The organism is Vibrio sp. R12-SW3-ISO1, assembly GCF_059834005.1.
The window spans coordinates 15,937-28,501 of the sequence record NZ_JCBDGK010000049.1; the positions used below are offsets into that span (position 1 = coordinate 15,937).

At 42.6% G+C, this 12,565-nt stretch carries 14 protein-coding genes and 2 pseudogenes; 9 read left to right on the plus strand and 7 right to left on the minus strand.

Annotated elements, in window-relative coordinates; genetic code table 11:
* Nucleotides 1–18: 18 nt before the first annotated feature.
* A complete protein-coding gene (gene aldA, locus AC6R0R_RS15650) occupies nt 19–1,443 on the minus strand; it encodes an aldehyde dehydrogenase (protein WP_500627379.1) in 1,425 nt (474 codons plus the stop codon).
* Between the two features lie 139 nt (nt 1,444–1,582).
* Between aldA and AC6R0R_RS15655 the strand changes: the two genes are divergently transcribed.
* The 4 genes from AC6R0R_RS15655 to AC6R0R_RS15670 all read left to right on the plus strand — a co-directional run bounded on the left by AC6R0R_RS15655 (nt 1,583) and on the right by AC6R0R_RS15670 (nt 5,385).
* The gene (locus AC6R0R_RS15655; protein ID WP_500627380.1) at nt 1,583–2,341 is read left to right on the plus strand and encodes an IclR family transcriptional regulator; all 759 of its coding nucleotides are present in this window, start codon (nt 1,583–1,585) and stop codon (nt 2,339–2,341) included.
* Between the two features lie 36 nt (nt 2,342–2,377).
* Nucleotides 2,378–2,722: a hypothetical protein gene (locus AC6R0R_RS15660; RefSeq protein WP_500627381.1), complete on the plus strand. Its 345-nt coding sequence runs from the start codon at nt 2,378–2,380 to the stop codon at nt 2,720–2,722.
* A 735-nt stretch (nt 2,723–3,457) separates the two neighbouring features.
* On the plus strand, nt 3,458–4,180 hold the full coding sequence (locus tag AC6R0R_RS15665) for an HNH endonuclease family protein (RefSeq protein ID WP_500627382.1): 723 nt from the start codon (nt 3,458–3,460) through the stop codon (nt 4,178–4,180).
* Between the two features lie 275 nt (nt 4,181–4,455).
* Nucleotides 4,456–5,385 (plus strand): HNH endonuclease, encoded by a 930-nt coding sequence (locus AC6R0R_RS15670; RefSeq protein ID WP_446609195.1) that lies wholly within the window; start codon nt 4,456–4,458, stop codon nt 5,383–5,385.
* 291 nt (nt 5,386–5,676) lie between these two features.
* Here AC6R0R_RS15670 and AC6R0R_RS15675 read toward each other — a convergent pair whose 3' ends face one another.
* Nucleotides 5,677–6,564, minus strand: coding sequence for a LysR family transcriptional regulator (locus AC6R0R_RS15675; protein ID WP_500627383.1), 888 nt, complete (start codon nt 6,562–6,564; stop codon nt 5,677–5,679).
* 107 nt (nt 6,565–6,671) lie between these two features.
* On the opposite strand from AC6R0R_RS15675, the gene AC6R0R_RS15680 reads away from it, so the two are divergent.
* Together AC6R0R_RS15680 and AC6R0R_RS15685 are read left to right on the plus strand one after the other, a co-directional pair.
* Nucleotides 6,672–7,538: an MBL fold metallo-hydrolase gene (locus tag AC6R0R_RS15680; protein WP_500627384.1), complete on the plus strand. Its 867-nt coding sequence runs from the start codon at nt 6,672–6,674 to the stop codon at nt 7,536–7,538.
* A complete protein-coding gene (locus tag AC6R0R_RS15685) occupies nt 7,532–8,185 on the plus strand; it encodes a DsbA family protein (protein ID WP_500627385.1) in 654 nt (217 codons plus the stop codon). The genes AC6R0R_RS15680 and AC6R0R_RS15685 overlap by 7 nt, the downstream gene beginning before the upstream one ends.
* Before the next feature lie 276 nt (nt 8,186–8,461).
* On the opposite strand, the pseudogene AC6R0R_RS15690 reads toward AC6R0R_RS15685, so the two are convergent.
* The 3 genes and pseudogenes from AC6R0R_RS15690 to AC6R0R_RS15700 all read right to left on the minus strand — a co-directional run.
* Nucleotides 8,462–8,581 (minus strand): annotated as a pseudogene (locus tag AC6R0R_RS15690) (helix-turn-helix domain-containing protein); the annotation flags it as partial.
* A 229-nt stretch (nt 8,582–8,810) separates the two neighbouring features.
* On the minus strand, nt 8,811–9,107 hold the full coding sequence (locus tag AC6R0R_RS15695; RefSeq protein WP_500627386.1) for a type II toxin-antitoxin system RelE/ParE family toxin: 297 nt from the start codon (nt 9,105–9,107) through the stop codon (nt 8,811–8,813).
* Complete coding sequence (locus AC6R0R_RS15700; RefSeq protein WP_500627387.1) at nt 9,100–9,342, minus strand: type II toxin-antitoxin system ParD family antitoxin; 243 nt, start codon at nt 9,340–9,342, stop codon at nt 9,100–9,102. The genes AC6R0R_RS15695 and AC6R0R_RS15700 overlap by 8 nt, the downstream gene beginning before the upstream one ends.
* Nucleotides 9,343–9,525: 183 nt before the next feature.
* On the opposite strand from AC6R0R_RS15700, the pseudogene AC6R0R_RS15705 reads away from it, so the two are divergent.
* The 3 genes and pseudogenes from AC6R0R_RS15705 to AC6R0R_RS15715 form a co-directional block, all read left to right on the plus strand.
* A pseudogene (locus AC6R0R_RS15705) lies at nt 9,526–9,768 on the plus strand (transposase); the annotation flags it as partial.
* Nucleotides 9,769–9,865: 97 nt separating this feature from the next.
* Nucleotides 9,866–10,117 (plus strand): type II toxin-antitoxin system Phd/YefM family antitoxin, encoded by a 252-nt coding sequence (locus tag AC6R0R_RS15710; protein ID WP_486018677.1) that lies wholly within the window; start codon nt 9,866–9,868, stop codon nt 10,115–10,117.
* On the plus strand, nt 10,114–10,374 hold the full coding sequence (locus AC6R0R_RS15715; RefSeq protein ID WP_500627388.1) for a Txe/YoeB family addiction module toxin: 261 nt from the start codon (nt 10,114–10,116) through the stop codon (nt 10,372–10,374). The genes AC6R0R_RS15710 and AC6R0R_RS15715 overlap by 4 nt, the downstream gene beginning before the upstream one ends.
* Nucleotides 10,375–10,561: 187 nt before the next feature.
* Here AC6R0R_RS15715 and AC6R0R_RS15720 read toward each other — a convergent pair whose 3' ends face one another.
* Both AC6R0R_RS15720 and AC6R0R_RS15725 read right to left on the minus strand, forming a co-directional pair.
* On the minus strand, nt 10,562–11,710 hold the full coding sequence (locus AC6R0R_RS15720; RefSeq protein WP_500627389.1) for a tyrosine-type recombinase/integrase: 1,149 nt from the start codon (nt 11,708–11,710) through the stop codon (nt 10,562–10,564).
* A gap of 200 nt (nt 11,711–11,910) precedes the next feature.
* A complete protein-coding gene (locus tag AC6R0R_RS15725) occupies nt 11,911–12,495 on the minus strand; it encodes a hypothetical protein (RefSeq protein ID WP_500627390.1) in 585 nt (194 codons plus the stop codon).
* Nucleotides 12,496–12,565: the final 70 nt, after the last annotated feature.

The window sequence follows — 12,565 nt, forward strand, 5'->3', positions numbered from 1 at the left end:
AGGGTAACAGTGGATTATTTAGTATTTAGCAACAACTAAACGTGTTTGGGTGTAGTCCAGCATTCCGTGTTTACCATCGTCACCGCCTAGGCCTGATCGTTTCCAGCCTTGGTGATAGCCCTGATAGGGATCCGAAGGTATCCGGTTGATGTAGAACTCTCCTGCTTCAATATTGTTTGCAACTTTCATTGCATCACGGTAGTTCTCTGTGTACATCAAAGAGGCTAATCCGAATTGATGATCATTCGCCAGTTCAATGACCTCATCGATATTTTGATAAGTCAAAATTGGCAAAACTGGACCAAAGACTTCCTCTTGCACAATTTCCATATCTTGTCGGCAGTTGACTAACATCGTAGGTGGATAAAAGTAACCGGCTCGCTCAGGAATATACCCGCCCAACAATAGTTCGGCGCCATCATCAATCGCCCGTTCCACCATCTGGTGAATATTGAGACGTGCATTGTCGTTGACAAGAGGTCCCATGTTGCTGGATTTCTCCGCTCTCGAACCGTATTGCACCTTTTCCATTTCTTGCTTTAGTAGCTGCGTAAACACCGCTTCGATTGACTCATGTACATAAACACGTTCTACTGAAGTACATAGTTGCCCGCAATTTGCTGTTTTAGAAGCGACGATTTCGCGAGCTGCTTTTTCTAAATCAGCATCAGGTGCGATGATGGCAGGTGTCTTCCCACCCAGTTCTAAAGAAGACTTGGCAATATTGACTTGCGAGTATTCAAGCACTTTTCGTCCTGCTCCGACGCTTCCCGTCAATGTAATCATGCCGACTTTCGGATGGGTACACATGGTTTCTGCAGTAGCATGATCCATAGTCATGATATTCACTACACCAGGGGGCAGTTCTGCTTCAACCATGGCTCGTGCAATCGCGAATGCAGAACACGGAGTATTATTGCTAGGACGGACAACAACGGTGTTACCTGTAATTAATGCAGGCGCGATCTTCCTGAGTAAGGTATAAACCGGATAATTAAAGGGAATTAGGCAAGCTACGACACCGATAGGTTCACGGTGTAAAAATAGGTTTTCTTCCGGCGTATCACTAGGAATGATTTCTCCCTCGATACGTCGAGCCCACTCTGAGTGATAACGTGTAATGTCGGCAGCATAAAGTGTTTCGTTTATCGAATCTTCTAAGCTTTTACCAGATTCAAGCGCCAGTATTTCGCCTATTTTCGGGGCATGCTCTACCAGTTTGTCTGCCAGTTTTTTTAAATGTACCCCACGCTCGATACTAGTAAGTTTACGCCACTCTTTTTGGGCAGAATTAGCAATAGCTACCGCTTCGAGTACTTCGTCTGATGTTGCAGCAGCAACCTGGGCGATTTGCTGCTCATTATCAGGATTATATACAGCGATTGGTTCGCTGGATTTAACATCTACAAACTCATTGTTAACAAAATTATGCTCAACACGCATGACACATCTCCTCGTTGTTTACAGAGACTTTATAGAGTTACTGACAATTCGGTCAAATGAGAATACGATAAAAAAGTTAGTTTTCCATATATGGAAAAGTAAGTGTGATTACAATTAAATTAACAAGTGAGTAACAATTATGATCGTGACCAAATCCAAAGCCCCAGCTGTTGACGGTGCAATGCAAATACTTCAGCTCTTAGCTCAATCTACTTCGTCACTGTCCTTATCTGAGATATCTGAAGAGAGCAATTTACCTTACTCGACAACACACCGCCTGATAGACGCCTTGCTTGCTCACAATATGATTAGTATCGATCCAAGTGAAAAGAAAAAATACTGTATGGGGGCTAAGATATTTCAGTTAGCCTCGACCGTTTTCAGCCGCCAAGATTCAATTTCAATTTTTCACCCTATCGCCGAAATATTAAAAAATGAAACTTATAACTCCGTTTACTTGAACATCGAAGTGGGTAACAGAACGGTCGTTATTGCTAAAACAGAATCTTCAATGGCCAAAGCGTCCAACGTGTTCATCGGCAGCACTTTTCCAACCTATCAGTCCGCCGCTGGCAAGGCCATTTTGTCAACACGTAGTAAAACAGTGCAGGAAACTTATCTTGAACACATCATTCCCAAGGGATTGGATAAAACCGTCCGGTTAGAATCCGTTTTAGCAGAAATTCAACAAGCAAAAAGACTGGGATATGCGATAGAGCACGCGCAAGGAGAGAATCAGATGAGTTCAATTGCCGCGCCGGTGTTGAATATGTATAACCACGCGTTAGCAGCAATAAGTGTTGGTGTTAATCGCGTCGAATTTACGCCGCAAAAAGTGCGCGAAGTAGCAGCACATCTCATTCAAGCGACGCGACAGCTATCTTCACGACTATCGTGATTTGCTTAAACTGACTGCGCAGAATCCTACATCTTTATGCCTCAAAAAGGTGAACGACACGTTCAAGTGCTTTCTCTTCAGCGCCCTAAAAACTATGTTTTGGCAGCTTCTGAGTTGTATGCGCAAGCCGAATATCGAGATGCTTTAATGTCATCTCGTCGAGCTTTGGAACACCTTTGTGAAAAGGCATGGTTACACTATGCGAAGCATTGTGACAATACAGATAAACCAATCAGTGTCCATGCTCCTTGGGACTTAAGAGCTTTAGCTGATAACTTGCGCTCTAAATTAAACAAGTCCAAAGCAGCTATACCAAATAAAGCAGATATTGTTGTTGCATTAGATTCTTTACTTGGAGTTGGCGGTCAAGATCCGCACTGAGTATACTTGAACAAGGGTACGCATGAGGAAACAGATCGAGTCGAGTTTGAGCATGGAACAGCCGGAACAATTGTTTCATCACTTGATGCTCTTGATAAAGCACTAGAAGTATAGAAATGTGAAAATGGGATCAGGTTTTGTTTTTGCCCGATCTGGTCTTATCCGAGTGTTCGTTATCTCTGAAAAATCCAAACTGAGAATTGTCCAAGGACGTGCTGACGCATATCTCGAAAAACACGTCTTTGCCCCATTATCAGTTTCGACGACCAAACTCACATTTTCTGTTAATCGTGACTTCCCCAAATTTTTCTCATGCGGCACTTTGATCTACTTGGCTAGCCAGAAGTTTGCTATAGGTCACAAAATATCAGTCGTATTTCATGCTTACTTAAATTCAGAATTCGCTACCCTAGCAGCATGAATACAAAGACCTTGCTTCTAGCCAAAATCCATCGAGCAAAATTGGATTGTGACAAATGTTTAACCAATCTTCTTGATATGATGAGTCAAGCAGTCATGCGAACCGATCCCGACGAAATAGGTTGGCATTTAATGAACGACCTCACGGATGATGACATACTTTTAATCATTGTACTGAGCGATGTTGATTTATCGACCAATTTCAGTGAACTTATATTGAGTGAGGCTGTGAATTACATTATGGCAATTAGTCAAAGGGTGACTCACTAACGGCTAAGGGCCTCTTGACACTTTTTATTGAGCAAGGAGATAAGTTTGACAATTCATGCAATAAGAATACTTACTACCTTACTATTTGTATCTCCTGCCGTGTTGAGTTCTGAAGTCGTAAAACTAAGCAGTAGCGGTATATGTCACGATGAAAATTCTTCGAGTTATGATCGTACTCGGAACTACACACCATTCAATTCTATAGAAGCCTGTCTTGAAAGTGGTGGCCGTCTGCCTAAAGGTTATTCCATCAAAACTGAACCAGATTCCTCATCAGACAATAGTGAATATTCACGTAGCCAATTTGGTCACGGGTGGGCTGATCTAAATGGCGATTGTCAAGATGCCCGAGCAGAAGCATTGATTGCTCAGTCTGTATCTCCTGTTCACTTCAACACTGAAAAGAAGTGTCGAGTAGTATCAGGGCGTTGGAACTCACTATTTACTGGCAATACCATTTACTCTGCCTCTGAGATTGATATTGACCATGTAGTGCCGTTGAAGTGGGCTTGGGATAATGGAGCAGATGGCTGGACTGCGGATAAACGTAAATCCTTGGCAAATGACCAAGCTAATCTGATCGCCGTTGAAGCAAGCTTGAATCGCCAAAAAGGTGCAAAAGGGTTAGATGAATGGTTACCACCGAAGAACCAGTGTCAATATATCTTGAGGTTTATACGTGTTGTTCAGAAGTATGACATTGAACTCAGTCCTTCAGTTAGCGAACAATATAAAATCATTCGCAAAAAGCATTGCGGAGAGTATTAGGTAATTTCTCAGTCACCATTCTTAGGCTTTGATGGATTGACGCACCTACCTTCTAACATTGCTGCTCCACACGAGTCATTGCCGGGCGTGTTGATCACGGCAAGGCAAACAAATCTTTGCCCCATGACGAGTTTTGGCTTGCTTGAAAATAATTGTGATCACCAAGGGATTCCGTATCAGAAAACTGCCACTGGCGTAAAGTCTTTCACCTAGACAGCATTTCAAAAACTTATTTCCTGTTATTCTGTGATAATTAAACTCAAAGAAGGCACGTTATGAAATACTGGTGGGTTAGCCAAAATAGTACGTTTAAGCAAGAAAGCTCTGGAGGCTACTTGTGGTCTCCAAAGGTCAACAAGAATGGATCAGCAAGTCAATTCTACGACAATATGACACGTGTAAGTGTTGGTGATATCGTCTTGTCATTCGAATCTAGTCTAATTAGTGCTATCAGTGTAGTAACACGTACAGCCTATTCAGCTCATAAACCTGATGAGTTCGGCGCGGCTGGCGATGCCTGGTCTGATGAAGGCTGGAAAGTTGATTTAGATTATCACTTCCTAACTAATAGAGTTCGTCCTGCTGATTACATGGATTGCATTGGGCCACTTCTCCCGAGCAAATATTCACCACTGCAACCAAATGGGCGAGGTAATCAGGCTTACTTGTTTGAACTATCTGAAGAATTGTTCACTGAGTTATCTAGACTGATCAATGATGGAATCATAGAAGAAATCATTTCCACTAATGCTCTTCAGGCATTGATAGATTCAAAAGAGAGTGACATAGAAGCTGATTTGCTCAATGACTCTACTCTTGGTGAAACAACTATTCAGCAACTAGTCAAATCCAGAAGAGGTCAAGGAATCTTCAGGTCTCGTGTAGAACAGATCGAGACTTGTTGTCGTATCACTGGCGTAAGTAATCGTCGACACTTAATTGCTAGCCATATCAAGCCTTGGAGAGCATCTAGCAATGATGAGAGACTTGATGGTAATAATGGCCTGATGTTAGCGCCTCACATTGACCATTTGTTTGATAAAGGGTTCATCTCTTTCAGTGATAAGGGGGATGTGTTGATTTCTACGGCTGTAGAAAGTGAGTTGATAAAGTCTTGGGCTTTGGATTGTGACAATGTAGGTGCTTTCAATCGACAGCAAAAAATCTATCTTGGATACCACCGAGAGCACATTTTTATATCTTAAAATTTTGAGGACCTATGTAAGTGCTTTGAGGTAGTTCTGAAGCACTTTTGCCCCTTTGTGTGTTAACGTAATTACTCAGTGGTGGATCGTGCCACTGAAATCACCGTACTTTTGTTCATGGTTCACAGCACTGAGGCCGTGACAGAAAACTCCCAAAAACTGGCACATATTAGCATCTCAATCTCTATATCACTTTTGCACAATAATTCACTTGGATGCATTGACTGGCAGAGGTGTCCCGTTTGAATGGAGCAGCTTAATTTCTTGTAGTGGCAATAATCAGGCAAAACATTACCAACGAGTGTCGGAAAAATAGTCTGATAAATAATCAATCAGTGTCCGAACAGTTGGTGACATGTACTTTCTGGAAGAATATAGAGCATAAATGGTAAGGTCATCTGGTTTCCAACTCGGCAAAACCTGCTTAAGCTGACCACTTTTAACGTATTGGTTTGCGAGATAAGTTGGCTGAATAGCTATGCCTGCGCCACGCAATGCTGCGTGCAGTAAGGTTGTCGTTTCATTTGCTGTCAGATTACACCTAACTTCTACCGATTGTTGCGCGTTATCTTTTGTCAAATGCCAGATATGCTGTTGGAAATTTTTGTACCCAAGACAAGTATGATTGGTTAAATCACTCGGTTCAGAAATGGCTCTATTTTTAGTCAAATACTGTGGCGAAGCTACCACAACTGACTCACATACCGATATAGGCTTACCTATCAGAGACGGATCAGGTGCCGAGGCGATTCGGATAGCAAGATCTATCTGCCTTTCAGTCAGGTCTGTTACTGAGTCTTGCAAGTCGATATCGATATTTACTTTGGGGTTCTCTACCATAAACTCTTGAATAGCTGGCACCAACTGAGAATAACCAAATGACATGCTGGTTGCTAACCGAACTGTACCCGACAATTCACCACTGGCGTCTGCCAGTCCGCTTAGGCTTTCTGCTTGCCCAAGCCATTGTTTAACTTCTTCCAGACATGTTTCGCCCGCTGTGGTCAAAGAAACTTTTCGTGTGGTTCGATGTAACAGGCGGGTATTCAGCCAAGCTTCCATCGTTTCAATGTATCTCGTCACCATGGGACGAGACATATTCAGCCTGTCTGCTGTGGCGGTAAAACTGCCAGTCGTTGCCACATCAACAAATACTTTTGCGGCTGTTAGCCTATCCATACATTCGCTCGAATAAAGAAACAATAATGCTCAGTTTGGTGTGTTTTTCTGAGCACGTCAATTTCTTATTATCCTCTCCGTACCCAAACACATTAAAGGAGAACGGTATGAAAAAATTAACTCTAATCACCGCATCTGTCTTACTGGCCACAAATGCAACCGCAGCGGAAAATACACCACTAACTCTTGATGTTTATAACGCTGACAAGAACAGCTTCCACGTAAACTCAACATTAGTAATCGGTGAAAGTGAAGTCATGGTAGTCGATACGGGCTTTACCAAAGCAGATGCTCTGCGCATTGCCGCAAAAGTTCTTGATAGTGGCAAAGAGCTGAAAACTATTTTTATTAGTCAGGCCGACCCAGATTATTACTTTGGAGCAGAAGTACTACATGCACTATTCCCGAAAGCGCAAGTTCTGAGTACCCCGGCAGTGATTGAGGTCATAGAGAAAAAGCTCGCAGGAAAACTAGCATTTTGGGGGCCTAAAATGGGGAGCAATGCTCCGGTTGAACCGTATCTACCACAAGCTATCGAAGACAATGCGTTGACAGTTGATGGACACAAAATCGAGATTCGTGGCACTCAAGGAGAGTTGGCTCATCGTCCTTACTTGTGGATTCCTTCTAGCAAAACGGTTCTGGGCAATGTCGCCGTATACGGCAATTTGCACCTTTGGATGGCTGACGCGCAGTCTGAGGGTAGCCAGAAAGCATGGGTTAAACAGTTGCAAGAACTACAGGAGCTAAATCCGGAGATAGTCATTCCGGGGCACATGAAAGCCGGAACTAAGCTTGATGCAAGCACTATAAGTTATTCGCAGCAGTATCTGGCAGACTTCCAGCAGGCGAAAAGTAGTAGCCAGAATAGCGCTGAAGTGATAGACAAAATGTCTGCAAGCTATCCCGATGCACAACTGCCTATGGCTCTAAGTATTGGTGCTAAAGTACATATGGGTGAAATGAAATGGTAAAAGTACACTACTTTTTCGACCCGATGTGTGGTTGGTGTTACGGTGCTACTTCTCTGTTAGCTGCAATTGCAGCTAACACCGAGATTGAGTTGGTGCTTCACCCCGGCGGTATGATTGACAACAAGGCTATCGAGCCCGATTTTCGGAGTCATATCCTCGCCAATGACGAGCGCATTGCCAAAATGACGGGAGCACAGTTTGGAGAAGAATATATCCAGCGAGTGAAAGGCAACGATGAAATGATTTTGGACTCTTTCATCACAGCACGCGCAATTCTAACAGCAAAGCAATTGGGTATCACCCCATTAGATATGTTGAAAGCCATTCAGCATGCCCATTATGTTGATGGTAAGCAGGTCAATCATCCCGAAGTACTCGAGGAGCTATCAGTAAAATTAGGATTAGAAGGCGCACAGTGGCATAAAACTATGAATGCAAATCTAGGTATTGAGCAGGAAGAAATACAGAGAAGCCGACTGTTGATGCAGAGGTTACAGGTTTATGGGTATCCGACGCTGATCCTTGAAGTTAATAATAAGCTTATAGTACTTCCTCACACTGAGTTTTATGGCAAGCCTGATGAGTGGCGGCAGCTTGTTGATAGCTATATCCGCAGCGATTCCAGTACTTCCCAAACCAATATGTAAAAATATTGAAACGTGAATTAAGGTAAGAGTATTTGCAGAGAGTACAGTATATTGCATATTTCGAGGAAAGCTTTGCATAAAGTAAATCTGACACCGCAGATCAGGAATGCACGTTAATGTCCATTTCCTGTCACGTCGACCACCGCCAACAACGGTGGTCTTTAACGTTTTAGGATGCCAGAAGTTATCCGAAGGGTAGAAATCAGCCCATTGTCGTAACTCAGAAATGTCCAACAATGAGTTACGATACCCGTAGACTGTATGTGATTTGTCTTTATTTCGAAGATAAGTGCGAACGGTATTCCTTGATATACCCATATCCTTTGCGATGCGGCGGATGCTTCGCCCTTGCTGATGTAAAACGTGTATTTCCACTAGTTGCTCCTGATTGATCATAATCCGCCGCTTTGTCCATGTGTACGAATGGATAGTTTGACTCAGGTGGGTCAATTTTACTTCGGCGATGACACCATTTCTTGTACCGAGAACCAGCCTAGGTTGACCATGTAGCTACTTTCGTTCAAATCACCGATACCAACTAACGCGAAGCTGCGTAAGTCTCGATACTATCGAGCAACGGCTAACGAAATAAGAAGCATCGGCCGATTAGGGCGGTGAGTAGTCACTAAATACTCGCATGTAAGTACAGTAACGGCTCCATCTGCTGATGAAGAATACGAATGATGTAAATATCATGAGAGTGTGCTCGATAATAAATAGCATGTTTATTATGATCGTGACGACGAAGCCCTTCAGCAATTTCCGTACACTCAAAGCCCATCAATGGTTGCTCGGAAAGGGTTAGCAAAACGTTATGCATACTGTCTGTATAAACATCGGCTTGTTCTATGCCAAAGTTCAGTAGCGTGTATTCAAAAATTTGCTCAAAGTCCTCTGCGGCAAGGTTGGACAGTTTATACATTGTGTTTCTGCTTTACTTTGGCCGCGATATCATGGAGGGATAATGAGCACTCGCCGCTTTTTTCACCAGCTTCAATTGCCATTTTTAGAGCAGTAGTTTGTTTCTCCTGCCTTTCGAGTAACCGCAATGCAGAACGAACTACTTCACTTGTTGAGCCATAGCGACCACTCGCTATGAGTTGACCGACAAATTCATCTAACTGAGAGCCAATTGTAACACTAGTTGTGCGTGACATAACTTCACCTTGTTGTGTTAATATTTAACACAACAAGAATAGGTGAACTAAGAATCAAAATCAAATCACGTGTTGTCTTTGACATCCTCCCCTAGCGAATTCGCTAGGGGAGGGTGTCAAACCTGAAAAGAATTAAAATGCTCTTAAAATAGCCTCTTGAGATCCGGAGACATCAATTTGGTAATGGTTTGTTCAGGAACTGAACATCCAGCAGCAAAGTCAATTAAGACAGAATCTGAATCTTGATGACTTCCAAACAATGCTAACCAAGGTGACCGTTGAAACGGCATTAAACGCTGAACTCGATGAGCACCTTGGATATCAAAAACACCAATCCAGAACCAGTCCAACTCCCGTAATGGCTACTCGGGTAAATCAATTATCACCGATGATGGAGAGGTCGATATCGACGTCCCTCGCGACCAAACCAAAATCGCCAAAGGTTAGCTGTCTGCTTGAGCAATTTGCTATGTGTCGCTATAATCTGTACCTAATTATGTACATGAACAGTTTGGAGTGAGAAATGGACGCCATTAGTTACACCGCAGCCAGAGCAAACCTTGCATCTACAATGCAAAAAGTCTGCAATGACCATGCCCCTGTCATCATCACACGCAAGAGCGAAGCACCTGTAGTGATGATTTCATTAGAAGACTACGAAGCAATGCAAGAAACGACATACCTCTTGCGTGCCCCTACCAACGCTCGACGATTACTCGAATCCGTCGCAGAACTAGAGTCTGGTAAAGGACAAGAAAGAGAGTTGCTCGAATGAAGTTAACTTTCTCAACCAATGCTTGGGAGGATTATTTGTATTGGCAAAAGACCGACAAAAAAATTCTCAAGCGAATCAATATCCTCATCAAAGATATACAGCGTGAACCATATGACGGTATCGGTAAACCTGAGCCACTAAAGCATGGCTTATCCGGTTATTGGTCTCGCCGCATCAACGATGAACATCGAATTATTTATCGGTATCAAGATGAAACAATTCTGATAGCACAACTGAGATTTCATTACGGCACATAACGAACGATATGGACTCCCTATCCCTGACACTCGGCGTCCGATACTGACTCAGTTCACGCTGAAAAACTGTCAGTTACCATGTCTAACGGTAATTAGTTTCACAACTGACCTAATGTGACCAAGAATTGCATAGATAGTGAAGGGTGACTACTTACTGCCTATCGGGCAAAGGTTTACGGCGAAATTGCTAACCCTGCAATAGTAGATTCGGGCTATCGTCATTACTTAAGCCACGTAGGTATCTCAGAACCATTTCATTGCTTTTCCAATCTCCAAGCTGAATGAGTTGGGTAAGTGACAAACCGGCAGCGTAGCCATCTTGGAGAGCCCCCACTCGGCTAGAGTGTCCACTCCAAACCGAGCGATGACCATCATGATTTTTCGTTACACCGTAACCCCACTTCTCAAGAGAACGGTCAGCACGCTGATATATTCTGTCAATTGTCATACCACTCATAGGGGTCTGCCTGTAACCAGCCGGTCGATGTCCCTTTTTTGTGAGCCAACAGAAAACAAAGTCATCCTCATCCAGTGATGTGCAATACAGTTCAATGTAACGCCTCAATATCTTTGAGAACTGTCCGGTTAGCCTTTTGGGTTCGGGAGATATGCTTGTTTTAGATGTTACACGATAGATGTTTATGTCGCCATTTTCGAGGAATTTAACATGCTTTTTGCGTATTTTCCCTATTTCCCCTTCTCGAAGTAGAGTACCATAGGCGACGATTAGGACAGTTAAGTCTCGGTATGAAAGTGGTATTTTTTCATTACCCCAAATGTCCATCAGTTGTTTTAAGTGATGCTTACGAAATGGCTTGGCCTGTAACTCAATAACTTGAGTTCCGCTTAGTTCCATTTCGTCTTTCATGAGTGATCTAAAAAAACTGGTTAACGAAGGCGACTTCGTCACATCTTCAACCCCCATTATCTTATGGAACAAACTGAGTTGTGCTCGATACTGCTTAAGGCTGTTTATCTTTACGTTAAACTCGAGCCTTTGCCATTTGAACCAGTTCAACAATATTTCGCTATTGATAGGAAAGCTATAAATTTGGTGAGACTTGCAGTACTCATCCCACTTTCTAACAACGAATGCCAGCATCTTTAGTGTATTGACGCTATGACCACCACGATTTTCTTCAAAGGCAACCAAGTTTTTTCGTACCGCCGGTAACAATGCCCAGTCAGGAGCAAAACTATCAGATAAGTCAGGGAAATTAACGCGGAAGCGCCGTAGTTTTTTTTGAGTTTTACGCCACTCTATTTCTACTTTATCTTGAGAATGTAACTGTGACAGCGTCACTTGGTTTTTTCTATTTGCTGGAAAGTTTCCCATGACGATCCTATCTCATTCAACTCAATAGTGTGATATAAATGTAATTATATCACACTATGAGATTGTGATATAATTAGAATAACAATCATCAGTCCTGTAGCCCTCTGAAATGCTAACATATGACAAAATCGTTTGGTGATCACACACAACAAATAGCCCTCGTAACTCGGTTGGGGACAAAAAGCAATTCTGCTACATATTTAGTTGTTAGTAGCAAAAGTTAGTTCTTCATTCAGAAAATCTGCCACGGTTTCCAAAGCCGTGATATCGACGCATGTGTGGTTATCTAGCTTTGCTTCTTCGGTCTGTTTAGGATACAGAAATCCTCTACTAGGTTGCGGTATTGAATGATCTGCTTGGTAAGGATATCGCTGATGCGTAAATACGTTCGCGATTCTCGCTAGGTCATCACGTAAATCTCTTTTATAGCAAATCTGGTACTGGTTGATTAAATAGCGAGCATCATCGGGGTGTTTACTGCTCAAATTCGAAAATAGTAGTAATAAGTCATGCCCTTTTTCATGCATAACACCTACACCTCTACCGCCGTTCCAGTATGTTATCGTTCGTATACTCTTTAGGTAGCACTCTATTGATAGTGATAACAGCATATAATACGGAGTGCCATTTACGTTGCTCCTTTGCAAGACCATTGCAGCATCATAGTAATCTTTACCCTGAGAGCTAAACCCGAAGTCAACGATCTCATTCGAAGTAGTAATGGAGCCGTTATCAAGCGCATCATTCCATCTTTTTTGAATTTTTGTTTGAGTTTTATTTTTCATAGCGTCTTATGGATTTGTTGATGCTGTGAGGATAAAAGGGACAAAAGCGAGTTAGTTGAGATAACTCGCT